This is a genomic window from Lelliottia sp. F153, assembly GCF_002870005.1.
Classification (GTDB): Bacteria; Pseudomonadota; Gammaproteobacteria; order Enterobacterales; family Enterobacteriaceae; genus Enterobacter; species Enterobacter nimipressuralis.
Map to the genome: position 1 here is coordinate 25,965 of NZ_PKFT01000004.1, position 24,514 is coordinate 50,478.

The following is a 24,514-nucleotide window of genomic DNA, read 5'->3' on the forward strand; positions in this document are numbered from 1 at the left end:
CTCACCAGGCTTAAAAATTTTGTGTCTAATTTTAGACTTTTCAGAGTACGTTTAATGTGGTTTATAAAATGAAATAAACGTCTTTCGTGTTGTTTAAACGCGTCTTGCAAACGCTTTACCTCGATTAACCACAAAGCACTCATAACACCAAAATAACAATAAATATCAACACGTTTATAATGGTCATGATGCTTAACATTATTAATCCGAGAATTATTTAAAACACAAACTGGTGAATACTTTACAGTCAAGTTCGAATAAATTACCCTATATAATATCAATTAAGCCATACTTCCGTCCGAAGCAAATACCTTTTATACTGGCGTGTGAAATAACGTTATTTATTAAGTTCACTTTCACCAGTAATCTCAACATGGAATTTATTGTTAAGGACGTTCTGATTATGAAACTCAGGTACCCTATTATTTATGGCGCATTGATGGCGCTGACTTCAGTAAGTACATTCGCTGCAGAAATGAATGCAGGAAAGATTCATTTCACAGGGGAAATTATTGAGCCAAGCTGTGTCATTGACGGCGATGATGGTACAGACAGTACCGTTCCCCTGGGCACCTATACCACGACTCTATTTACAGCGCCCGGTGTTGAGTCACCCTTGACTCCCTTCAAAATAACCCTGAAAGATTGTCCGTTGAAAAGTGATGGCCTTCCGTCTATTCAACTGACCTTTACCGGTGCCACCACCCTGACAAAGACGAAAAACCTGCTTGATGTCAGCAAGATAACGACAGCGGGGGCAACAGCCGCTACGGGTGTGGGTATCGCTGTGAGCCTTGATGGCGCGGATGAAGACCTTATCACAATGGACGGAGCGGAAGATCAGGTCTATATCGAACTTCCTACCAAAACCACCGACACAATTAGCGCCAATTTCAATGCGCGCTATCGATCGTTTGCTGAAAAGGTCACACCCGGCCCTGCCGATGCGGATATGACGGTTAATATTATTTATCGTTAATCGTCCGGCCAGCCCATTCCTGATATCAATACTTCCGCAAAGAAGTATATTCTCGAATGGGCATTTATAAGAATTACCTAACTCACTCCATACTTCTGAGCCATTATTTTAGATCAGGACAAATATTACGCATGCGTATTTATCCGCTAATTCTATTACTGACACCTGTTATATTTTCTTCATTCAGCCATGCGGCAGGCATCCAGGTTGGGCGTACGAGGATCGTCTACGATGCCGGTAAAAAGGAGGTTTCACTTCCGCTGACAAATAAAGAAACTGAACTTCCCTGGTTGATTCAATCCTGGACGGATACGGGAAACGGTAAAACTCGCGGGCCTTTTATCGTCACCCCGCCGTTATTTCGTCTTGAGCCCCAGAAGGAACAAAGTCTGAGGATCGCCTGGAACGGCACAGCAATCCCCGAGAACAAAGAGTCGTTGTTTTATATGAACGTTCGTACCATTCCTGCCACCGCGGCGGAGGACGACGATAAGAATGTGTTACGCCTGATCTACAAAACGCGTATCAAGCTGTTCTGGCGTCCAAAAGGGTTGAAGGGCGACCCTGATGAAACCTGCAAAAACCTGCGTTTTTCCCGTCACGGCAAGCAGCTGACGGTGACCAACGAGGGGGCTTTTCACATCACCTTTGACAACCTGAAACTGGGTAACGTAACGCTTGAGAAAGCCGATATGGTGACGCCTCAGTCGAGCGTGGAGATCCCCGTGCCTGAGAGTGCGGCAGGCAGCCAGGTCAGTTGGCGATGCATCACCGATTACGGCAACGCTTCCGCCAAATACATTGCCACCCTGGGTCAGGGATAGGAAACGCCATGGCCATAGGACTCGCTTCTATTTCCAGGCAGCGCGCCTGGCGCATAAATGCGCTCGTACGTTGCCTTGGCGGCGTGGCGTTGATGCTTTCATCCGCCGCACATACCCGAGAGTACCATTTTTCACCTTCCGCCCTGGAAGGCGATCAGCTGCCGCAGCAGGATATCGACCTGTCACTCTTTTCACACTCGAACACCCAACTGCCCGGCATTTACCCTTCCCGCATTCTGCTCAACGATCTGCGTGTGGGCGACGCCAGTATTACTTATCTTGGCGGCAAAAGGGGTGAACTGGTGGCGCAACTGACCCCTGATATGCTGCGAAAATGGGGCGTCGATATTGATAAGTTTCCGGCGCTGACGGTTGTGGATGCGTCGTCTGCGCTTCCTAAGCCTTTAGGAGATTACATTCCGCAGGCCTCGGCGACGTTCGACTTTTCCGCCATGACGCTGCATCTGAGCATTCCGCAGGCCGCCATTGCGGCTAATGGCAGAGACTACATCGCCCCTTCCCGCTGGGATGATGGCGTGCCGGTGGCGTTCACGGATTACGCGTTTTCCGGCTCGCAAAATCAGGACAGCGACAAAAACACGACCAGCAATCAGTACCTCAATATGCGCAGCGGCGCGAACCTGGGCGGCTGGCGCGTGCGCAACTATTCCACCTGGAGCAAAACCGACGACGACAACAGCTGGGACACGGTTAACACCTTCGTGCAGCACGATCTTGATGCCCTGAAAGCACAGTTTACGGGCGGCGAAAGCAGCACCCAGGGCGAGGTATTCGACAGCCTGCAGTATCGCGGCATTAACATCGCGTCGGACGAAGAGATGCTGCCCTACAGCCAGCGCGGGTTCGCCCCGGTTATCCGCGGTATCGCCAGCTCCAATGCCGAAGTGTCGGTGCGCCAGAACGGTTATCTGATCTATCAGCAGAATGTCGCCCCCGGCGCGTTTGAAATCAACGACCTCTACTCCACAACCAACAGCGGCGATCTTGATGTCACCGTCAAAGAGGCCGATGGCACCGAGCATCATTTCACCCTGCCCTACTCCAGCATCGCCGTCATGCAGCGACCTGGACATCTGAAATATGAATTTACCGCCGCACGCTATCGCGCCGACAGCGGGAGCGATCAGAATGAACCGCTGTTTGTGCAGGGAAGCGCGATCTATGGTGTGAACAACAGCATGACGCTGTTTGGCGGTGTTACGGCGTCAGAGGACTATCAGGCGGTCAATACCGGTGCAGGGATTGCGCTGGGACGTTACGGTACGGTGTCGGCGGATGTGACAACCGCGAAAACCCAGCTCGATAATCATACTGAGCGTTCCGGGCAGTCATACCGCCTGCTCTACTCAGGCAAAATTGATACCACCGACACCAACTTCACCCTCGCCAGCTATCGCTACTCCACCAGCGGCTACTACAGCTTTGCCGACGCCAACCAGAAATACGATCAGCATGAAAACGATCTGCTCTTCCAGTACAACAAACGTAACCGCATTCAGGCCAGCATCAGCCAGAATATTGCTGGCGTCAGTTTTTATCTCAATGGTTATCAGCAGGACTACTGGCAGACGTCCCAGAAAGAGCGCAGCCTCTCAGCGGGTCTCAATACCGTGGTGGAAAGCATCAGCATTCACCTGGCCTATACCTACAGCAAAACCGAGGAAGACGAGAGCGATCAGATGGTCTCCCTTGGCTTTAGCGTCCCGCTGAGCAAATGGCTGCCGCGCGCCTGGAGCAGCTATAACCTGAGCAACAGCAAGCACGGGTACACGCGGCAAAACATCGGGCTAAACGGGACGCTGCTGGATGACGAACGGCTCAACTATTCGCTGCAGCAAAGTCATTCCAACCATGACGGTGATGACACCAGCAGCCTATACGGCAGCTATCGCTCGCAGTACGCCAATCTGAACGCCGGCTATTACACCTCATCCGATAAATCGCAGCAGTTGAGCTACGGCATGAGCGGTGCGGTGGTCGCCCACCCTCATGGAATTACCCTGGCTCAGCCGCTGGGTAGCCAGTTTGCCATCGTCAATGCTAACCATGCTTCTGGCGTGCGTTTCCAGAACCAGCGTGGTATTCAGACTGACTGGCAGGGAAATGCCGTGATCCCGTCACTCACCCCTTATCAGGAAAACAGCATCCGCGTCGATACCACCAGCCTGCCGGAGGATGTCGATACCAGCGAAACCGCCGTCACGGTCATTCCCTCCCGTAACGCCGCCGTAACAGCAAGCTTTGATGCCCATGTCGGCTATCGCGCGCTGATTACCCTCACGCGCCCCGATGGCAGCACAGTGCCTTTTGCCGCCATCGCCACCGCTGTGTCACCGGTCATCAGCGGCATTGTCGATGATACGGGCACCGTTTATCTCGCCGGGGTCTCGGACACCGTTCAGTTGAATGTGAGATGGGGCGAGGGTGCGGATCAGCACTGTACGGCCAGCGTCCCGATTAGCACGAGAGGAGCCACGTCCAACCCGGCGGGTATCCGCTCCGTTAGCGCGCTTTGTAAGCAGGAAAAAAAACATGTTAATTAACGCCAAATCCCTCTGGGTACTGCTGTGCCTGTCCGTCCCTGTCACCACGCAGGCTGCGACCATTTTGCGCGACTGCTTTGTCCCTCAGGATTATCACGTTGCTTATGACGGCGATCTCAACGCCAGCGACAATAAAGCGGGACAGAATGTGGATATTCCCGACCACCTGGTCGGGGAAAGTACGGTCATGGAAGCCAACTGTGATTGCCCAAAAAACATGAGTGATTCGACGACGATTTATGAATTAACTCTGGCAGGCAGTCCGCTTTCGCAGGGCACGAGTGGCTATGGTGCTCTTACTGATAAACTGGATATTGACGTAAAGGGGTATGTCGATGCGATTAATTCCCCGGACGGGTCCGGCCTGGAGGGGCTCAATATTAACGAGTACCCCACGCCTCAGAGCTCGATGTCAAAAACGATAGAGAAATTCAAAGCGACGGAAGGCACCGCGAGCGTCTGCAGCGAGAGCACACGTCCAATCGATTCCGCTCCGGTTAAACGCCAGTTCCGCTGGAACGTTATCGGCGTGATCTTTCACGTCAAAAAGCCGATTCTTGGCAAAGAGATCATCCCCCCTACCGCTGTGGTGCAAAACTATGCCTGTCTCTATTTTGGCTCCGGGGGATGTGATGCCAGCAGTGCCCAGCAGGTGTCCACTATCTGGCTCAGTGGCTCACTCTCCGCCCCACTCAGTTGCACCATCAATGAAGGCAGCACCATTGAGGTTGAGCTGGGCAATATTGTCAGTAAACAGTTTCGGGCAAAAGGTCAGCCGCCGACGAACTATGCGTTGAAAAGTGTAGATATCACCTATCACTGCGACGATAACGCGGTTGGCAACGACGATCGCATCAGAATGACCCTCAGCGCCGATCAGGGGGTGCTCGACAGTAGCGATCCGCTGATCGCGAAAATGCTCAACCGCGATGACGTCGGCGTCAGGGTCTTCACAGACGACAACAAAGACGTCCAGCTCGACGGCAGCTACGCGTTTCCGGTGACGATGGATGAGCAGGGTAATGGGTCAGTGAAGATCAAAGCCGCACCGGTAAGCACCACGAATGCCACGCCGGCACCCGGTAAATTTGAAGGGAACGTGACGGTAAAAATGGATTTGCGCTGAGTAATTCTCAGGCTGCAGCTGCAGCCTGAGAAAAACCGTCGCGATTAGAAGCCGAGACTGTCCAGCAGATCGTCCACCTGATCCTGGCTTGCGACAACGCCCGCCTTGGAAGTGTCGAGCTGCGGGCCATTGAGCAGGCTTTCATTTTCACGTTTCGGACGCGCAGCAGGCTCTGGCATGTTTTCCAGCAGAACCATCAGCAGCTGACGTTCGATTTCCTGAATCACATCCATCATGCGCTTGATAACCTGACCTGTCAGGTCCTGGAAATCCTGCGCCATCATGATGTCCAGCAGCTGCGCGTTGGTGAAGCTGGTGTGTCCAGGGACATCGCCCAGATACTGGCGTGTATCCGTGACCAGCTCGCGGGCATCGGCCAGTTCGATCGGATTCTCGAACCACTCATCCCAGCGTTTGCTCAGGGCTTTTGCGCCCTTTTCCATCTCATCCTGATGCGGTTGAGAGGCTTCCACGCTGTTCAGGGCGCGCTCTGCTGCCTGTGCGGTCATCTGCACAACGTAGTCCAGACGATCGCGCGCATCGGGAATCGCTTCCGCCGCTTCGGCAATCGCCTGGTCGAGTCCCAGCTCGCGCAGGCTGTCGCGCAGCATACGCGTCAGGCTGCCGATGCGGGCAATAATCTCGTTGGCTGAATGTTCTTCAACCGGTTTCATAGCAGGTTGCATCATCACCAGCACCTCACATGCCGAGTTTCTCGAAGATCTTGCCGAGCTTCTCTTCCAGAGTCGCCGCCGTAAATGGTTTCACCACATAACCGCTTGCGCCCGCCTGTGCTGCCGCAATAATGTTCTCTTTCTTCGCTTCTGCAGTCACCATCAGAACCGGAAGAGAGGACATATTGCCATCAGCGCGAATTGTTTTGAGCAGCTCCAGACCATCCATGTTAGGCATGTTCCAGTCAGAGATAACAAAACCAAAGCCACCGGCCTGCAGTTTGTTCAGGGCATCAACGCCATCTTCTGCTTCTTCAACGTTATTAAAACCCAGCTCTTTCAGCAGGTTGCGTACGATACGACGCATGGTGGAAAAGTCATCCACAACCAGAAATCTGAGCTCTTTGTCCGCCATAAAAAACTACTCCTCATTAAATACGTATTGCCTGTCCGGCACTGATTTTCGCCAGCATCTGCTGGCTAACCTGGCTAAGATCGACCACTTCGCTCACGCCACCCATATTGATGGCCTCGCGCGGCATGCCGAACACCACACAACTTGCTTCATTCTGCGCAATCGTCCAGGCGCCAGCCTGGTGCATTGCGAGCATTCCGGCGGCCCCGTCGTTACCCATCCCCGTCAGGATCACCCCAACGGCGTTGCGCCCCGCGTGTTTCGCCACCGAATGAAACAGCACATCCACTGACGGACGGTGCCGGTTAACCGGCGGACCGTCATGAATTTTGATTTGATAGTTCGCGCCACTGCGCGCCAGCTCCATATGCTTATCACCCGGCGCGATATAGGCATGCCCCGGCAGGACGCGTTCGCCGTCCTCTGCCTCTTTCACGCTAATCTGACACAGCTTGTTCAGACGTTCGGCGAATGAGCGGGTAAAGCCCGGCGGCATATGCTGAGTAATAAGAATACCTGGGCTTGAGAGCGGCAATGGCTGGAGTACATGGCGAATTGCCTCTGTTCCTCCCGTTGAGGCCCCAATCACCAGCAGTTTTTCCGAACTGAGCAGCGGCCCGGCTTTGAGCGTGGCAGGCACGCCTGCAGGTTTATGCGCCGCCAGCTTCGCCCGTGACGCGGTGCGGATCTTCTCGGCGATCATCTCACTGTAAGCGAGCATCCCTTCGCGAATGCCCAGCTGCGGTTTGGTGACAAAATCCACCGCCCCCAGCTCCAGCGCACGCAGGGTAATCTCTGACCCTTTACCGGTCAGCGAGGAGACCATCACCACTGGCATAGGACGCAGGCGCATTAATTTCTCAAGGAAATCAATGCCGTCCATGCGCGGCATCTCCACATCCAGCGTCAGCACATCGGGGTTAAATTTTTTGATTAAATCCCGCGCGACCAGGGGATCCGGGGCTGTCGCCACCATTTCCATGTCGCTATGACTATTGATAATTTCAGTCATGATCTGGCGCATCAACGCGGAATCATCGACAGACAACACCCTGATCTTACTCATGCTTTTTCCTTACTCAGCGCATAAACCGTCTGCCCACGCAGCACAAATTCGCGGGCCAGGTTGCTGAAGTTCTCCGAATGCCCGGCAAACAGTAAGCCGTCAGGCTTAAGCAGCGGAGCAAAACGGCGCAGAATCTCCTGCTGCGTCGTTTTATCAAAATAAATCATCACGTTACGGCAAAAAATTGCATCAAAAGGACCCGGCACGTTGTACTGCTTATCAAGCAGATTCACCGGAGCAAATTCCACGCAATTTGCCAGCTCCTGGCGCACGCGCACCAGCCCTTCGTGCGGGCCCGTCCCGCGCATGAAGTACCGCTGTAGCTGTTGGGGCGACAGGGTTTTCAGTTCGTCCTGGCGATAGACGCCGTTACGCGCTTTCTCCAGCACTTCGGTGTCGATGTCGCTGGCGTAGACCTTCCAGCGACCGGGCGCCATGCCCAGCGTATCGGCAAGGGTAATCGCCAGCGAATACGGCTCTTCCCCGGTCGACGCCGCTGCGCTCCAGACGCGGTATTCCCCGCTACGACGGCGGGCATGTTCCGCCAGCACCGGGAAGTGGTGACCTTCACGGAAAAACGCTGTCAGGTTAGTGGTCAGGGAGTTGATAAACGCCTGCCACTCTGCGCTGTTCGGATTGGCCTCCAGCATGCCCAGATATCGGCCAAAATCATCCAGCTCCAGCGTGCGTAAGCGCCGGACTAACCGGTTGTAGACCATGTCTCGCTTATGATCGGCAAGCACAATCCCCGCACGCTGGTAAATCAACTGACATATCCGACGAAAATGCGCGTCGGACAGCGCGAGGCGCTGGGTCATTTGCTGCAATAATGACGATTGCCCCGAGGGGTTTGGTGAGGTCATAGCGCCTTCTTAATTCACTTTCAGGATACAACTGGCACGGCCTGCGACCGCCCGACTTCTGCTACTGTTTCGACTTGCTCTTTCACGTTAAAAACTGCCACCAGGCTGGTCAAATGATCGGCCTGACTGGCGAGCTGGTCAGTAGCGGCAGCCGCTTCTTCAACAAGAGAAGCGTTCTGTTGCGTTACCTGATCCATCTGCGTGACAGCCTGAGCAACCTGCTCAATGCCGCGACGCTGTTCGTCTGAGGCGGAAGCAATTTCGCCCATAATGTCGTTCACACGCGTTACGGAAGTGACAATCTCCGTCATGGTGTGAGCGGCGGTATCAACCAGCTCCGATCCCTGCTGTACGCGGGAAACGGACTCTTCAATCAACACCTTAATCTCTTTCGCGGCATTGGCGCTACGGCTGGCGAGATTACGTACTTCACCCGCCACGACGGCAAATCCACGCCCCTGCTCACCGGCCCGTGCCGCTTCGACCGCGGCGTTCAGCGCCAGAATGTTCGTCTGGAACGCGATACCGTCAATCACGCTGATAATGTCGCCAATTTTCTGCGAACTGGTGGCAATTTGCTGCATCGTGGTGGCGACGTTAGAGGCCTGATCGCCCCCCTTTTTCGCCGTCAGCGCAGCCTGTTTTGCCAGGTCCGACGCCTGACGGGCGTTGTCGGCGTTCTGGCTGACGGTCGCCGTTAACTGTTCCATGCTGGCCGCCGTTTGCGCCAGAGAGGCCGCCTGCTGTTCGGTGCGCGACGACAAATCATTGTTTCCGGCCGCGATTTCAGAAATCCCGGTGTGCATGGCATAACTGCCCTGACGCACATCGGTCACCGTTTCACGCAGCGAGCCTTGCATTGCTTTCAGGCTGGCAAAAATGGCAGAAATTTCGTTTTTCCCGAACACTGCCACCGGGCGCGCCAGGTTGCCTTTAGCGATACTGTCAAAGTGGCTGCTGATGATTGCCAGCGGCAATACGATCATCTTGCGCGACCAGAGCAGCGCCCCACCGGTCAACAGGGCCGCCAGAATCACCATGGTGGCGAAAATCACGCCCGACATGTGGTAGCTGGCCTGGCTGTCGCGGCTCGCCTCCTGGACAAACAGGTTGATGTCCTGCTGCCAGGCGTTAAAACCTTTATCAAACGCGGCCTGCGACTCCTGCACCGGCGCGGTCAGAAAGTCTGACAGCTGGTTGTTCTCAAGCCAGGTCGCCTGATGCTCCAGATCGCTGTGCCACTGGGCATAGCCCTTCTGCATTTCGGCTTTCAGCGCTTTCCCTTTATCGCTGACCGCTTCCTGCGCACTGAAGGCTTTAAACTGCGCGTCGGCCTGCTTGAGGCTATCCCGCGCGGTGGTCATCAACGCCTTAATATCGTCTGGCGGGTAGCTCAATGCCGTTAATGTGCCCGCTTTGTTCAGCGCAGTGCTGGCCTGCAGAAGCACTGCGCGCGTTTGTGCAAGCGTGGAACGCTGCTGATTACTCGTCTCAACTTCCTGTAAGTTCTGATAGCCATCGCGAAAAGCCCAGAAAGACAATCCATTACTGCCAACCTGCAACACACCGCAAAGGATCAGAATCAAAAACAGTGTGGTCGAGATACGAATACGATTTAACATCCACGCTCCCATCAAGCGGCCAGCAGCCGCGGTTAACTATCAGTCAAAATGTTTCCCAGTTTTCTTCTTGTCCGGCTGCCGACGCACGAGTGTGTTTCACCCTTGCGGCAGGCGCGGTCCCGGCAGGTGCTGCCCTGGACGCCACCGTATTTTGAGGTGTAGAGGTAAGGCGAAACGCCGAGACGGCCATCTTCAGACGGCTCGCCTGGTCTTCCAGCGCAGCGGCCGCCGCAGCGGACTCCTGCACCAGCGCGGCGTTTTGTTGTGTCACACGATCCATTTCCGAGACCGCCAGTGCGACCTGGTCAATCCCGCGGCTCTGCTCATCGGATGCCGAAGCGATCTCCGCCATGATGTCAGTGACGCGCGTGACCGCGTTAACGATGTCGGTCATGGTTTCCCCGGCGCTCTCCACCAGCACTGAGCCGGTATCAACGCGCGCCACGGAATCTTCAATCAGGGATTTAATCTCTTTTGCCGCGTTGGCACTGCGGCTCGCCAGGTTGCGCACTTCACCGGCCACCACCGCAAATCCGCGCCCCTGCTCGCCCGCTCGTGCGGCTTCGACAGCGGCGTTGAGGGCCAGGATATTTGTCTGAAAGGCAATTCCGTCGATCACGCTGATAATATCGGCGATTTTTTTCGAGCTACCGGCAATCTCGTGCATGGTTTTCACCACACCATCGACCACCTTGCCGCCGCGCTGGGCAGTTTCGGAGGCGCTTTCAGCCAGATGTGCCGCCTGACGGGCGTTATCGGCGTTTTGCTTCACGGTGGCGGTCAGCTCTTCCATGCTGGCGGCGGTCTCTTCAAGCGCAGAGGCCTGCTCTTCGGTACGCGAGGAGAGATCGTTGTTACCCATGGCGATTTCGCTGGTGCCGGTGTAAATCGCATCCGAACCCTGACGCACATTCGTCACCGTATCGGTCAGAGAGCGCTGCATGTGATCCACGCTGCTCGCCAGCTCGGTGATTTCATTGCGACCGGAGATCACCAGCGTTTTTGTAAGATCGCCGCTGGCAATCTCACGAATGTGACCAATCACCCGGCCCAGCGGATTCAGCAGAATCGCGCGAATGCCGTACCAGACACCCACCAGCACGATCACCAGCGCCAGCGCGAGGATCGCCATTTGCCATTTGGCAAAGCGGTAGTCGTCCTTACTTTCATTAAAGGCGGTGTGATACTGCTCGCTGCTGGCCGAGGCGTATTCCCCCAGCGCTTTACCGAGGGCATTTTGCATCCCCTGCGTCGGCTGGGCGAAATAGGCGTCCATGTTTCCGCTCTCAAGGAACTGGATAAGTTCCGTCAGCCCGGCCGCATAGGCGGTGTATTTTTCGTCAATGTTCTCGCTCACCTCTACCATCGAAGGCAGCGGCGTAATCTTTTTGAAGGCGTCGTAATGTTTTGCGGCGTCAGCCAGGGTGGCGCGGGCGTTTTTCAACAGATCCGTTTTCGCGCTGCTTTGCTGGTTGTTCGGGTCCATCATCATGCGCGCAGAAGAACGGCTCAGGTTGATACGCGTTTGCAGCATCAGATCCCAGGTCGACGTCAGTTCACTTTGCTGGAGGCGTAAGTCGTTCGAAACAGCAAAGCTCTGCTGATTATTTTTTAAGGATGAGAAAAACAGCCCACCGGAAATAAGCTGAAGAAGTGCGAAAATGACCAGCACCATCATCAGCATTGTGACAACGCGGATACGGTTCAACATACAACACCTTCTCTAAGATTTATTAACGGTGTTATCGGCAAAGGCTGAGGGAACTTTACATTTGCGAAAGGGAAAAGCGTCAATTCAGAATGCGACGTCGACGATCAACGTGTCGGTATAGGTTCCGGCGGGGGGTGTGGTCTGGCTGGTCAGCACTTTGGCGGTGTAGTTATAGGTACGCAAAAGCCCGTCAGCGCTCAGCAGCGATGAGGTGGCGCTGGTCCAGCGCTCGGTACCGCTGCCTCCCCAGCGGTTGGTGGTCGCCTCTTTATAGATGTCGTAGCTCATGTAGTTGCTGCCGCTCACCATCCGGCGCACGCCGTTGAGGGCATTCGCCCCATTATTGATGCCGATGGTATAGACGCTGCCCTTGGTGCAGGTGACTGCAATGGCCTGAGAAACGGTGGGGAAATTTTGCACCAGCGGCGCGCTGTTAAAGTTGACGTTGGGCGTGGTCATCGCACTACAGTTGTTGGTGACGTTCATGTTCAGCGTAATGCTGGTCGTCGCCGTACCGGTTTGTGGCGTAAGGCATAAACCCACGGCCCCCACGGAGCAGACGTTGTAGTTAATGCTGAAAGTCAGCACCACCTGATAAGGCCCCGCCGTCACGTTTTGCCCCGCCACCGTGCGAAAATAGAGCGGAATGTTGTACTGCTTGGCACCCAGCAGATTTAACAGCGTACTGCCGTTCCAGGTGTAGGCTTTGGCGATCTGCACTTCGCTGCTGCCGGAACAGCCCGACAGCCCACACAGCCGCGTGGGGATAACGTCGGTGATGGCCGCATTGTCCGTGCGTTTCATTGTCGCGCGGCTGTTGGCCGAGACGGTCGCCGCCGTGTAGTTCAGGGTGACCGAGTCATTGGTGAGTAAATTCAGGATCGCATCGCAGCTCACCACCAGCGTGCCGGTGGTTTCAACTTCGCCCGTTCCGCTGAGGGCAAACGAAGTCACGCTGCCAAACGAGGCGTTGACGGTGCTGACGGTACAGGCCGCCCAGCTGCCGCCCGAGAGTATCAGAAGCACCAGGGCGATCAGCAGACGTTTCACGGGGCCTCCCGGCAGGTCAGCGGCCCGAAAGTTTGCAGTTTATGCTCCGGATTGGCGCCCACCGTCAGCGTGGCGTAGCAACGTTTCCCCTCCGGCAAAATCACTTCCAGCGGGTTCACATCGGTCAGATTTTCCAGCCAGGCGATACCGTCATAGCCGACCACCGCCGTGCTGCGCGAGGCGCGCCGCACCTGGCTGCCAACGGGAATCGCCAGCCCCTGCGGATCGTGCAAAATCACGCTCGCCACCCGCTCCTGCTCCATCGGGAAATCCACCAGAAAACCGCTATGACGGCGAATCGCCACCCGGCGTTCCGTCTCCTTAAGCCGCGTATCAGCGGGCAGATTCAGGGTATTGATGCTGTAACTCGCCGGGTAGTAGGCCGAGACGCCGCTCACCAGCAAATAGCCATTGCGGTTGGTTTTACCGACCGGCTGGTTTTCATAATTGACCGGTACATCCGGGTGACCATCGGTGCTGATCACCACAAAGGCATCGTTGATTTTGTTGGCCGCAAACAGCTCGTTGTCCATCAGCACGATGGACCCCATCGCCTCGCCCCACCAGGTCATCATGTCCTGTTCACCGTAACCGCCGCCCTGCACTTCGATATTGTTGTTGCGCCAGCCCAGCGTCCCTTGCTGGTAGTTGCGTGATTTTGACTGATTGGCCCACGCCATGTTCCAGCTCAGCCCGCCGTCGGACGGCATCGAGTGGTTGTAGTTTATGCGCTGGGTGCTGCCGGAATCCGGCGTGTTTTCGAGGGTGACGGCGGCGCTGTCGCGTTCGCCAATCGGAATTTGCAGGGACATTGCCACCGTCCAGTCGCCGCGCTGCTGATCGCGGCTGGCGGCGAGATAGATGCTGCTGCTTCCCCACAGGTTGCGGCTCCATGACAAGTTCAGCAGCTCAGTTTTTTGGCTATCAAAACTCTCGACGCCAATCCACGCCGCGCCGATATTGCCGTACTCCCCGAGATTAAAGGTCAGGGAATATTGATCCGTGTTGCGACTGAGGCTAGCGATCGGCTGATCGTGTTCATCATAGATCGTGGGCTGATCGTACAGCGCCAGGTTGCCGTAGCCGCGATCGCGTCGGGAGTGCTGCGTCGCCAGACTGAACGCGCTGGTACTGTACTGATAGCCCCAGTTAATCTGCCCGCCATCGTCTCCGCGCATCCGGCTGTGGGTATACGAAGAATTCACCACGCCGTAGCGCCCCAGTTTCACCACGGTTCCTGCGCCGCCCAGCGCCAGCTCCTCGGCGGCTTCGCCGTGCCCTTCCAGCGTCAGCCAGTCGGTTAAGCCGTAGCGATAGGAGCCGCTGCCCGCCGCCGGGCCGTAGTCAAAATTCTCAATACCGTAGTTGCGGCGCAGGCTGCCAAGCGTCACCGCCCCGTCGCTCAGCCCCTGTTTGAGCAGATCGCTGGTGACATAAAACGGCATTGTGGTGCTGACCTGGCGCCCGAGTGCATCGGTGGTGATCAGCACGGCGTCCCCTGCGCCATTGATGTAGGGCAGATTGGTCAGGGTGAACGGGCCAGGCTGGAGCTGCGTGGAGCCGGAGCGGTAGCCGTTGATAAACAGATCCACGGAGGTCGGCACCGCCGCTTCACCGGAAAACTCCGGCAGTGGCCAGGTGACGAGATCCGGGCGCAGGGAGAAGTCGCGTCCGTAGCTGATCCCGCCCATGCGCACACTGCTGCTCCAGCTCAGAGCATCGCTGATCACATCTCCGACCGTCCAGGTTGTGGCGTCGTCTTCGTTGGTGATCATCACCGTGGTGTCGTAACGTACGTACCCTTCCTGCTGGCCCGTGTCACCGGCAAAACTTTTGCGGGTATACCCCGTTGAAGAGAGCGATCCGTTTTCATTGAAATAGCGGAACTCATGCCAGAGCGACGCCTGGCCGCCAATATGCTCCGTGTGGTTGGTGTAGAGATCGTAATTGAGCAGCGCCCCTTTGCCGTACTGCGGTTTGCTTTGGGTCGGCTGCCCGCTAAAGGGGGTAACGCGGGCCGATATCCAGTCGCGGGGGACGTTAAGCAGCAGGCGCTGGGCGGCGCTGTCATATTCAACGCGCACCTTCGAGAGACGGGAGAGATCGACCTCACCGTTGGGCACCTGCTCCGGCGGTAAACCCGCGCGCAGCAGATCCGCACTGGAGATAAAAAAGGTCCCGTTGCGCTGCGTGACGGGGACCACCAGTCCAGTGTCATAGTGGTTGATCACCACCGAGAGCTGAAACACTGCTTCGCTATTTATCGCCTGCGCATCTGGCGGGGGCGGTAAACTGTCATCGCCAGATTCGGCCCAGGCGCTGGTCGAAACACAAAGCAGGATAATCATCGCCGGTTTCAGTGGACGGGCGCCGACTGCCATTGCGTATTCCCGGCATTAATTTGCGCACTCATCTGGCTTGCCTGATGCACGCCCGCCGGAAGCGGCCAGCTGCGGGTGCTGTCCGGGAGAACATAGCCGAGCAGACCGTCAGCGATGGTGCGTTTATCCAGCACCACCTGGCTTAAACGGACGTGAACGTCCCCCCGATTACGCACCTGCAGCGCGGGTTTTCCTCCTTCCTGAATAATCTTCCAGCTCAGATTTTGCGTATCGGCCAGCGCGTGATGCGCCCCCTCTTTTATTGTTGGGATGCCTTGTCCGTAAACGAACAGCGGAATGGAGTAGCGCATCTGGATTTTCAGGCCAATTTCAGGCTGAGATTTGTCAGCAGGCTGGGGAATTTCATCGACGATAATGCGGTAGGCTTGTTCAACGCCCATCGGAACGTTGCCCTGTTTGATCAGGCGAATCAGCTGTTTGCCGTCTTTGCCAATGGTCACAATCGGCGGGCTGGCAACCACATCCTGCTGAGCGGTGTAGCGCTCAAATCCGTTCTCCTGTTTCCAGCGCATAATTCGCACCTGCATGGTGGTGGCGCTGTTCCCCTGATTCTGGATCCACAGCTCGGTGGCTTTGGTGTCGGCCGAAAGCCAAGGGTCAATCGGCCAGAGCAAAATGGTCGCCGCTGCATTGGCCCGTCCCGACATCATGGCCAGCATCGCCCACATCCCCAGTACGCCATAGCGAATCATTGGTGCCTTCATTGCCCTTCTCCCTGTTTCACCATGACAACGTCACGGTGAGTTGATCTGAATAGGTTCCGGCAGGGCTAAACCCTGTCAAAAGCGCCACACCAAACAGCGGCAGCGCAATATTGTTGCTATTGGTATAGGTCACCGGCACCGCCTGATTGACCCCGATCTCACTGTTTGCCGCCAGCGAACTGCTGCTGTACAGCCGGTAGGCCACCATTTCCGTGCCGCTGGCGCGCTGCATACGGCGCACGGAGGAATAATGTTGCCCGCCGTCGATACTCATACTCAGCGCAACATTCGGTGTGCAGGCGATCGACAAGGATCCGTTCGGCACAAAACTGGTGCTGACCTGCCCGGTGGCGACGCCCGACCGCGTACCGAAGTTGAGCGTACCGAGCACCCCACCGGTGCCTGTCGTCACCGAGCAGCCGGGCGTTATCGTCGCCGACACCTGAAACGACTGCGAGGTGACCGCGTGCGCCGTTCCCGCCGTCACTAACCCGGCGCAGAGAGCAAAAAAAAGGCGCAGTTTTCCCTCTGCGATTTTTCGCAGACGTGCGATGACTTCGGTCATTTCCGGCGCTTGAACTAGTAGGTCACACTGACGTTAATGGTGTCCGTATAGGTTCCCGGTACCACGGTGACGCTGTTTCCGCCCCCGGTGATGCGGCCATACAGGGTGTAACTGTCGACGCCGCCTGCGGTGGAAGCCACTGGGAGCGGTGCGTTGTTGGCAATGATGTTATTAAATCCGCTGTCGCTAAACAGGCTATAGGCCACGCCCTGCGCGGTGTTGGCGGTATTCACCAGATAACGTGCGGGCGTGCCCGGCGTTCCGACGACGGTGCCTGGCGCGGTGGAGTTAGTGTTTCCGGTGATCGCCACCGTATAACTGGCGGTCGTACACTGGATGGTGAAGGTATTCCCGCCGCTGGCCCCCGCAAGCTGGGTAGTCAGAGTGGAGAAGGTTGCGGGATGCGTCCCGAAGTCGAGGCTACCGAAATTAATACCGTTTTGCGTCGGAGAGCCGTTGATCAGGCAACCGTTGGTTAGCGTCAGGGTAGCGCCGATGGTTCCGCTACTGGTCACCGCTATCGCCTGATGTGCCGCTAACGCCAGCATGCCGCCCGTACAGATCAGAAGGAGTTTACTTTTCATTTACAGCCCTCCAGGAAGTGTGCCCTTCGTTTTTTCGTATTTTATTGAGAGTACTCAATCCGTTAGCAGCACTTAACCTTCCCAATGAGCACTCATTGTGAATTTAGTTTATGGATCGGGGTTCAACCACCTGCTCCGGTTCGCCTCATGCCTTTGCGGTATTGACACTTTATTACCATATAAAACAGACAGTTATTACTTACCGGGCAGGTTTAAAAGTGGGCATCAGGAGGATATATTCATAATACTGTGATTTAGGTCACAATATATCGGTCACAAAGAGATAACAAAATCAATAAAACTTAAAAAATAGTTGTATCTGTATTCGCTTTACTTCAATTTATGCGATGAATGTATTTGTGCGCTGAAATTAAAAAATTATATGACTCAGCGCACTGATGAAACTTAAGCGCATAACAGAGGGTCTTTTTTCGTGGCAAGTGCAAACAAACTCACACTGTTCATCGTGATTTTCATGCTGGCGGGTATTCTTTCAGGGGCAGTTATTCACGAGTACGCGTCTGCCGACGCGATCGCGACCTGGGCAGACAACATCACACTCCTCACCGATATTTTCCTCCGACTGATCAAAATGGTTATCGCGCCGCTGGTGTTTAGTACGCTGACGGTGGGCATTATGAAGCTTGGCGAAACCTCCACCATTGGCCGCGTGGGCGGTAAAGCGATGGTGTGGTTTATCAGCTCCTCCGTGCTGTCGATTCTGGTCGGCTTGTTTATTGTCACTCTCGAACAGCCGGGTACGGGCCTGAACCTGACGATCCCCGCCGGTTCTGTCGACACCGGGCTGGCAGTGAGCGGGATGTCACTCAAGGGCTTCCTGTCGCACACCATTCCGACCAGTATTGTCGGGGCGATGGCGAATAATGAAATTCTGCAAATCGTCGTTTTCTCGATGTTCTTTGGCATCGGCGGCGCGTCTCTGGGCGAGAAGTTCAATGCCCCCCTCGTCGCTGCGCTGGATGTGGTGTCTCACATCATGTTGAAAGTCACGGGCTATGTGATGTACGTTGCACCGCTGGCGATATTTGCGGCCATCTCGTCAGTCATCGCCACTCAGGGGCTGGGGATTTTGCTCAACTACGCTTCCTTTATCGGCGGATATTACGTGGCGATTATGCTCACCTGCCTGGTGCTGCTGGCGGTGGGATACATGGTGCTGAAAAAAGAGGTTTTCCGCCTGGTCAGCATGCTGAAAGATCCGGTGCTGGTCGCGTTCACCACCAGCAGCTCCGAAGCGGCCTACCCGAAAACCCTGGAGCAGCTCACCCGCTTCGGCTGTTCCCGCAATATCGTCTCCTTCGTTCTGCCGATTGGTTACTCCTTTAACCTGGTCGGCTCGATGGTGTACTGCTCCTTTGCGTCGATGTTTATCGCGCAGGCTTACAATATTCATCTGAGTTTTGCCGAAGTCACCGTTCTGATGCTGACGCTGATGCTGGCTTCCAAGGGGATCGCAGGCGTGCCACGTTCCGCGCTGGTGGTATTAGCCGCGACCATCCCAAGCTTCAACATTCCTGTCGCAGGGATCTTGCTGCTGATGGGGATCGACCATTTCCTCGATATGGGGCGTTCTGCGATTAATGTGCTGGGCAACGGGATTGCAACGGCGATGCTGGCACAAAACGAAGGGCTGCTGGAAGAAGAGCCGGAACTCATTGAGCAGGAAGCGTAAGAGGTAAAAAAGCCGGGTAGCGCTAACGCTCACCCGGCTTTATCTGTTAATGCCATTCTCTGCCGGGTCTCCCCGGCATCACATCACGCCACGTGACTCGCCGCGATATCCAGCAGGGCCATCTCGTCGCTGTTCAGCAGTTTCTCGATGTTCACCAGAATCAGCATACGGTCGCCCAACGCGCCCAGACCGGTCAGGTATTCGGTAGACAGGGTCACCGCGAATTCCGGTGCCGGGCGGATCTGATCGGCGGTCAGCGACAGCACGTCAGAAACGCCATCGACCACGATACCCACTACGCGCTGGCCCAGGTTCAGGACGATTACCACAGTGTTGTCGTTATACTCCACGTCACCCTGGCTAAACTTCACGCGCAGATCGACGATAGGGACAATGACACCACGCAGGTTGGTCACACCTTTGATAAAGGAAGGTGTGTTGGCAATGCGAGTCACCTGATCGTAGCCGCGAATCTCCTGCACTTTAAGAATATCGATGCCGTACTCTTCATCGCCTAAAGTGAAAACCAGGAATTCCTGCCCTGATGGCTCGCCGGCCAGTTTCGTTACATTACTCATACCGGTCATGTTTATACCTTCTTAACTAATCAGGCGGCTGTGTACGCCACACGTTGTTCACGATTTAAACCCTGAAGCGCCGACACATCGACGATCAGTGCGACGCTGCCATCGCCAAGGATGGTGGCAGCTGAAATTCCTGGCACTTTGCGGTAGTTGCTTTCGAGGTTTTTGACCACCACCTGGTGCTGACCAATCAGTTGATCGACCAGCAGCGCATAGCGGCGCCCCGCGCTTTGCAGAATAACCACGATGCCCTGAGTCGCTTCGGTCTTCGCGCCGTCGACTTCAAACACTTTCCACAGTTCCACCAGCGGCAGATACTCGCCACGCACTTCCAGCACGCGCTCGCCACCGGCCAGCGGATGCAGATCTTCATCACGCGGCTGCAGGGACTCCATCACCGCATTCAGCGGAAGAATAAATACTTCGTCGGCGACCTTCACGGACATCCCGTCGAGGATCGCCAGCGTCAGGGGCAGCAGGATACGGATAGTGGTGCCGGAACCTTGCTTAGACTTGATCTCAACGTGGCCGCCCATCTCCTGGATGTTACGTTTTACCACGTCCATGCCCACGCCACGGCCCGACACATCAGTCACCTGCTCGGCAGTCGAGAAGCCCGGGGCGAAGATCAGCATGCCGACTTCTTCATCGGTCATGTTCTCGTTCACCTGCATGCCCTGCGAAAGAGCTTTCGCCAGAATACGCTCGCGGTTCAGGCCTGCGCCGTCATCGGTGACTTCAATGCAGATGTTGCCGCCCTGATGTTCTGCGGACAGAATCAGGTTACCGACCGGGGATTTCCCTGCCGCAATACGGTTTTCCGGGGATTCAATGCCGTGATCGAGGCTGTTACGCACCAGGTGCGTTAACGGATCGATAATGCGCTCAATCAGGCTCTTATCCAGCTCGGTTGAACTCCCCAGCTGGGTCAGTTCAATCTGTTTGTTCAGCTTGCTGGCCAGGTCGCGGACCAGACGCGGGAAGCGGCTGAAGACGTACTCCATCGGCATCATACGGATGGACATCACCGATTCCTGCAGATCGCGGGCGTTACGTTGTAACTGACCCATGCTGGTAATCAGATCGCCGTGGGTCACCGGGTCCAGTTCGTTCGAACGTTGCGCCAGCATGGACTGGGTAATCACCAGTTCGCCCACCAGGTTAATCAGCTGATCGACCTTCTCTACCGCCACGCGGATACTGGTGGATTCACTGCTGCGGGCCGCCGGTTTTTCACGTTCAGCGCGGTTCGGCGCAGCCGATTCGCCAGGAACGGCTTTCAGCACGGGCGTCGGGGCAACTACCGCTGGCACGCTCACGTCAGGCGCTGCCACCACTTCCGCGACCTCAACGGGGGCTTCTGCAGCCGCTGTTTCAGTTTCAAAGGTGATCTGGTCGGCTTCAATCACGAAGCACAGCACCGCGACGATATCATCCTGACCGATACCGCCATCGATGGTAGCTGCCAGACTATCGGGGCCTTTAACGATGTTGCTCAGGGTCGCCAGGTTACCCAGCTCTTCTTCCAGCAGATTCACTTCACTCTCTTTCAGACGAGAGAGCACCACGCGCAGCTTTGCTTCGGCTGCAGGCGGGGTCGCGTCTTCTGACGCCAGTGCATCAACCACGCTTAATTTTGCCGCGCTGACCGCAGGTGCAGCGACTTCGCCCTTCGCTTCCAGAGCTAACTGGCGCAGTGCGTTGCAGATGTATTCAAAGCTTGCAGCATCTGGCTCTTGCGAGCTTTTATAGGCGTCGAGCTGTTCCTGCATAATATCTTTGGTTTCCAAAAACAGGTTAATAATGTCGGTGTTGAGCTGCATCTCACCGCGACGAGCTTCATCCAGCAGGTTCTCCATTAAATGGGTAGTTTCCTGCAAAATGGTAAAACCAAATGTTCCGGCGCCACCTTTAATGGAATGTGCCGCACGGAAAATGGCATTGAGCTGTTCTGAATCCGGTGCCTCAGGCACTAAATCCAGCAGATGCTGCTCCATGTCCGCCAACAACTCGTCGGCTTCATCAAAAAACGTCTGGTAAAAATCGCTAATATCCATGCTCACGCTATCACCTCGGATTGGCTGGTGGCGATGTTGGAACGGCAGCCGAAGGCACTGCCCCTGGCTGTTTTAAATCATCCAGTGACTCATTCTGGCTTTCGGCGTTTTCGTGCAGAATGGTCTGCTCCGCCTGCTGATTGAGCACTAAAAGACTGATACGACGGTTGATGGCATCGTCCGGGCCGCGATCGGTCACCCGCATGGTGGCGGCCATTCCGACGACGCGCAGGACTTTGCCTTCATCAAGCCCACCCACCACCAGCTCGCGACGCGAGGCGTTGGCACGATCGGCAGAAAGCTCCCAGTTGCTGTATCCCTTTTCGCCGTTGGCATACGGGAAATCATCCGTATGGCCAGAGAGACTGATGCGGTTCGGAATACCGTTCAGCACCGGCGCAATACCGCGCAAAATATCGCGCATATAAGGCTCAACTTCCGCGCTGCCGGTTTTGAACATTGGGCGGTTCTGGCTATCAATAATCTGGATGCGTAACCCTTCCTGCACCAGATCGATTTTCAAATGTGGACGCAGCGCGCGCAGTTTCGGGTCAGCCTCGATGAGCTGGTCGAGGTCGCCACGCAGTTTTTTCAACCGCGCCTGCTCCATGCGTTTTTTCAGCTCGTCGATATTCGGCTCTTTCTTCACTTCACCCTTTTGCTGGGTGTAATCATCACCCCCGCCAGGGATTGGGCTGTCGCTGTTCGCGATTCGCTGCCCGCCCGTCACCGCCGTCGCCAGCGGTGTTCTGAAATACTCCGCGATCTGAATCAGCTCTTTCGGGCTGGAGATGGAAATCAGCCACATCACCAGGAAAAACGCCATCATTGCGGTCATAAAGTCCGCGTAAGCGATTTTCCACGAGCCATGGGAACCGCCCCCATGGCCTTTGTGTTTGCGCTTTTTAACTATGACGATGGGATGGGACTGATTTTTCATGCGTCCTCAGTCGTCGTCTGTTGGTTAGGGTTCTTCACAGCGCGGACGTGTTCTTCAAGCTCGACAAACGATGGACGCTCGCTGGAGTACAGGGTTTTACGCCCGAATTCCACCGCGATTGGCGGTGCGTAGCCGTTCAGGTTTGACAGCAGGGTGATCTTCACGCACTGCATCATCTTGGTAGTTTCCGCACTCTTCTGGCGTAGTACGCTTGCCAGCGGCGAGATAAAACCGTAGGCGAGAAGAATACCGAGGAATGTCCCAACCATTGCGTGGGCAATCAGTGCCCCCAGCTCTGCGGCCGGACGGTCGGCGGAGGCCAGTGCGTGTACCACGCCCATCACCGCTGCGACGATACCGAAAGCCGGCAGTGAATCCCCCACCAGCGCCAGGGCGTTAGCCGGCACTTCGGATTCGCTTTCGTGAGTTTCGATCTCTTCGTCCATCAGCGCTTCAATCTCGAAGGTGTTCATGTTGCCGCTGATGATGAGTCGAAGATAATCGACGATAAAATCCAGCATCATCGCGTCAGCGAGAATACGTGGATAACTGGCGAAAATTTCGCTCTCTTTCGGGTTCTCAATATCACGTTCCAACGAGAACATGCCCTGTTGACGCGACTTTGCCATCAGACGATAGAGCAGCGCCAGCAGGTCCATATACATGCTTTTGGTGTATTTTGAACGACGAAACAGTAATGGGAGCGCTTTGAGCGTTCCTTTAATCGATTTACCGTTGTTGCCAACGATAAAAGCACCTACCCCTGCGCCGCCGATAATAATCAGTTCAGCCGGTTGATAGAGTGCTCCCAGGTGCCCGCCGGTCATCATATAACCGCCGAAAACTGTACCGATAACAACCAGGTAACCTAATAAGATAAGCACGACATCATCCTTCCGCTAGAGACCATGACAGGATGTTGAGTTCGAAGGCGTTACCGGAATGCGGGGTAAAAAAAAGCAGCGGTAATTTCTTACCGCTGCTGGAATCTTTCCCACACGTTCGGGTTAAACAGCTTGTTCGATCTGTTCATCCAGCAGTTGTGGATTAATATCGGCAGCTTCCGGGGAAAGTTTACGTCTTTTTACCGCACGGGACGGCGGCTGGCATAAACTGCAGGCGAAGCTACCAACTGGCTGATGAGCATGGGTGATAAAGTTGCCGTCGCAGCAGTTACAGCGCGACAATTGCAGCAATCCACTCTCAACGAAGCGCACCAGCGTCCATGCGCGGGTCAGCGCCAAAAGTGGCCCCTCTTCCGGCTGCGGACATTGTTCAAGGTAGAGTTTATAGGCTTTGATGACAGCATCTACGCCACTGCACAAGCCAGTTTTCAAGAGAAACTGCCAGGCATTGCAAAACATCGATGCGTGGATGTTTTGCTCCCAGGTCATAAACCAGTCCGTTGAAAAGGGCAGCATCCCTTTCGGAGGCGGGCTACCGCGTAATTCTTTATACAGTTTGATAAGTCGACCGCGGCTCAGCTGAGTCTCGCTTTCCAGCATTTGTAAGCGAGCACCCAACGTGATCAGTTCCATTGCCAACTGAATGTCGCGAGCTTCCTGAACAATGCTTTTTTCGCTCATCATTAAGCCCTTTTCTTGCGGGCCACGTCGTCAGGCTGGCTGATTTCGGTGAGAAGGCGGGTTGAAAGCAAAATCCCGGTGTGGATCTGTTGCAGATCGTCAACGCGTGAATCCTGAGTCAGACGCGTAATGGTCTGATGACTGTCGAAGCGGAACTGACATACCAGCTGGTTGGTTTCCGCCAGTTTGACCATCTGAGGGAGAGTTAATCCACCGAGCGTTGTTGCCATTTCTTCGCTGATACCCAGGCGGAACATGGCGGACGGTTTGTCCTGACTAATCAAACGCTGTGCAAGTAATAAGTATGACAAATTGATGTCATAGACGTGTTTAAGCATCTCGGATGTATGCATTTTTCCCATCCAGAATAACCAACTATAATTTTTTATGCGGTAAGACCGCACCCCGTGATGTCGCCGAGAAAACCCCGGTAAAAAAAAGAAAAGGCGAAAATGCATAGTCGAATTAAGGTTAAACTGGATAAAACGCGCGGTTTTTAAATGGT

General features: G+C 55.3%; 22 protein-coding genes. 5 read left to right on the forward strand and 17 right to left on the reverse strand.

Annotated features, from left to right (window positions below; all coding sequences use genetic code 11):
* The first annotated feature begins 373 nt into the window (after positions 1-373).
* From F153LOC_RS12140 to F153LOC_RS12155, 4 genes are all read left to right on the forward strand, one after another.
* Entirely contained in the window at positions 374-979 is a 606-nt protein-coding gene (locus tag F153LOC_RS12140) for a fimbrial protein (protein WP_233210353.1), read from the forward strand.
* A gap of 131 nt (positions 980-1,110) precedes the next feature.
* Complete coding sequence (locus F153LOC_RS12145) at positions 1,111-1,803, forward strand: molecular chaperone (protein WP_102103994.1); 693 nt, start codon at positions 1,111-1,113, stop codon at positions 1,801-1,803.
* A gap of 8 nt (positions 1,804-1,811) precedes the next feature.
* Positions 1,812-4,367 (forward strand): fimbria/pilus outer membrane usher protein, encoded by a 2,556-nt coding sequence (locus tag F153LOC_RS12150; RefSeq protein WP_102103995.1) that lies wholly within the window; start codon positions 1,812-1,814, stop codon positions 4,365-4,367.
* Positions 4,357-5,493, forward strand: a complete 1,137-nt coding sequence (locus F153LOC_RS12155) for a fimbrial protein (protein WP_102103996.1) — start codon at positions 4,357-4,359, stop codon at positions 5,491-5,493. The genes F153LOC_RS12150 and F153LOC_RS12155 overlap by 11 nt, the downstream gene beginning before the upstream one ends.
* 44 nt (positions 5,494-5,537) lie before the next feature.
* On the opposite strand, the gene cheZ is transcribed toward F153LOC_RS12155, so the two are convergent.
* The 11 genes from cheZ to F153LOC_RS12210 form a co-directional block, all read right to left on the reverse strand.
* Positions 5,538-6,182, reverse strand: a complete 645-nt coding sequence (gene cheZ, locus F153LOC_RS12160; protein WP_100780859.1) for a protein phosphatase CheZ — start codon at positions 6,180-6,182, stop codon at positions 5,538-5,540.
* Between the two features lie 10 nt (positions 6,183-6,192).
* The gene (cheY, locus tag F153LOC_RS12165) at positions 6,193-6,582 is read right to left on the reverse strand and encodes a chemotaxis response regulator CheY (RefSeq protein WP_095282410.1); all 390 of its coding nucleotides are present in this window, start codon (positions 6,580-6,582) and stop codon (positions 6,193-6,195) included.
* A 16-nt stretch (positions 6,583-6,598) separates the two neighbouring features.
* Positions 6,599-7,648: a chemotaxis response regulator protein-glutamate methylesterase gene (locus F153LOC_RS12170; RefSeq protein WP_100779757.1), complete on the reverse strand. Its 1,050-nt coding sequence runs from the start codon at positions 7,646-7,648 to the stop codon at positions 6,599-6,601.
* Positions 7,645-8,511 (reverse strand): protein-glutamate O-methyltransferase CheR, encoded by an 867-nt coding sequence (cheR, locus tag F153LOC_RS12175; RefSeq protein WP_100779756.1) that lies wholly within the window; start codon positions 8,509-8,511, stop codon positions 7,645-7,647. The genes F153LOC_RS12170 and cheR overlap by 4 nt, the downstream gene beginning before the upstream one ends.
* A 20-nt stretch (positions 8,512-8,531) precedes the next feature.
* The gene (tap, locus tag F153LOC_RS12180; RefSeq protein ID WP_102103997.1) at positions 8,532-10,133 is read right to left on the reverse strand and encodes a methyl-accepting chemotaxis protein IV; all 1,602 of its coding nucleotides are present in this window, start codon (positions 10,131-10,133) and stop codon (positions 8,532-8,534) included.
* 43 nt (positions 10,134-10,176) lie between these two features.
* Positions 10,177-11,844 (reverse strand): methyl-accepting chemotaxis protein II, encoded by a 1,668-nt coding sequence (tar, locus tag F153LOC_RS12185; protein WP_100779754.1) that lies wholly within the window; start codon positions 11,842-11,844, stop codon positions 10,177-10,179.
* Between the two features lie 84 nt (positions 11,845-11,928).
* Positions 11,929-12,894 carry a spore coat U domain-containing protein gene (locus tag F153LOC_RS12190; RefSeq protein ID WP_102103998.1) on the reverse strand — a complete coding sequence of 322 codons (966 nt, stop codon included), beginning with the start codon at positions 12,892-12,894 and terminating at the stop codon, positions 11,929-11,931.
* On the reverse strand, positions 12,891-15,275 hold the full coding sequence (locus F153LOC_RS12195) for a fimbria/pilus outer membrane usher protein (protein ID WP_102103999.1): 2,385 nt from the start codon (positions 15,273-15,275) through the stop codon (positions 12,891-12,893). The genes F153LOC_RS12190 and F153LOC_RS12195 overlap by 4 nt, the downstream gene beginning before the upstream one ends.
* Positions 15,251-16,000: a molecular chaperone gene (locus tag F153LOC_RS12200; RefSeq protein ID WP_100779751.1), complete on the reverse strand. Its 750-nt coding sequence runs from the start codon at positions 15,998-16,000 to the stop codon at positions 15,251-15,253. The genes F153LOC_RS12195 and F153LOC_RS12200 overlap by 25 nt, the downstream gene beginning before the upstream one ends.
* Positions 16,001-16,016: 16 nt before the next feature.
* A complete protein-coding gene (locus F153LOC_RS12205) occupies positions 16,017-16,565 on the reverse strand; it encodes a spore coat U domain-containing protein (protein WP_100779750.1) in 549 nt (182 codons plus the stop codon).
* 14 nt (positions 16,566-16,579) lie between these two features.
* Complete coding sequence (locus F153LOC_RS12210; RefSeq protein ID WP_100779749.1) at positions 16,580-17,149, reverse strand: spore coat protein U domain-containing protein; 570 nt, start codon at positions 17,147-17,149, stop codon at positions 16,580-16,582.
* 433 nt (positions 17,150-17,582) lie between these two features.
* On the opposite strand from F153LOC_RS12210, the gene F153LOC_RS12215 reads away from it, so the two are divergent.
* The gene (locus F153LOC_RS12215) at positions 17,583-18,842 is read left to right on the forward strand and encodes a dicarboxylate/amino acid:cation symporter (RefSeq protein ID WP_100779748.1); all 1,260 of its coding nucleotides are present in this window, start codon (positions 17,583-17,585) and stop codon (positions 18,840-18,842) included.
* A gap of 83 nt (positions 18,843-18,925) precedes the next feature.
* Here the strand turns inward: F153LOC_RS12215 and cheW are convergent, their stop codons facing one another.
* From cheW to flhD, 6 genes are all read right to left on the reverse strand, one after another.
* On the reverse strand, positions 18,926-19,429 hold the full coding sequence (cheW, locus tag F153LOC_RS12220; RefSeq protein WP_095282421.1) for a chemotaxis protein CheW: 504 nt from the start codon (positions 19,427-19,429) through the stop codon (positions 18,926-18,928).
* 20 nt (positions 19,430-19,449) lie between these two features.
* Positions 19,450-21,489, reverse strand: coding sequence for a chemotaxis protein CheA (gene cheA / locus F153LOC_RS12225; protein WP_102104000.1), 2,040 nt, complete (start codon positions 21,487-21,489; stop codon positions 19,450-19,452).
* 4 nt (positions 21,490-21,493) lie between these two features.
* Entirely contained in the window at positions 21,494-22,423 is a 930-nt protein-coding gene (motB, locus tag F153LOC_RS12230; protein WP_102104001.1) for a flagellar motor protein MotB, read from the reverse strand.
* Positions 22,420-23,307 (reverse strand): flagellar motor stator protein MotA, encoded by an 888-nt coding sequence (motA, locus tag F153LOC_RS12235; protein WP_100779745.1) that lies wholly within the window; start codon positions 23,305-23,307, stop codon positions 22,420-22,422. The genes motB and motA overlap by 4 nt, the downstream gene beginning before the upstream one ends.
* A gap of 123 nt (positions 23,308-23,430) precedes the next feature.
* Positions 23,431-24,009 (reverse strand): flagellar transcriptional regulator FlhC, encoded by a 579-nt coding sequence (gene flhC, locus F153LOC_RS12240; RefSeq protein ID WP_100780858.1) that lies wholly within the window; start codon positions 24,007-24,009, stop codon positions 23,431-23,433.
* Between the two features lie 2 nt (positions 24,010-24,011).
* Complete coding sequence (gene flhD / locus F153LOC_RS12245; RefSeq protein ID WP_181826511.1) at positions 24,012-24,362, reverse strand: flagellar transcriptional regulator FlhD; 351 nt, start codon at positions 24,360-24,362, stop codon at positions 24,012-24,014.
* Positions 24,363-24,514: the final 152 nt, after the last annotated feature.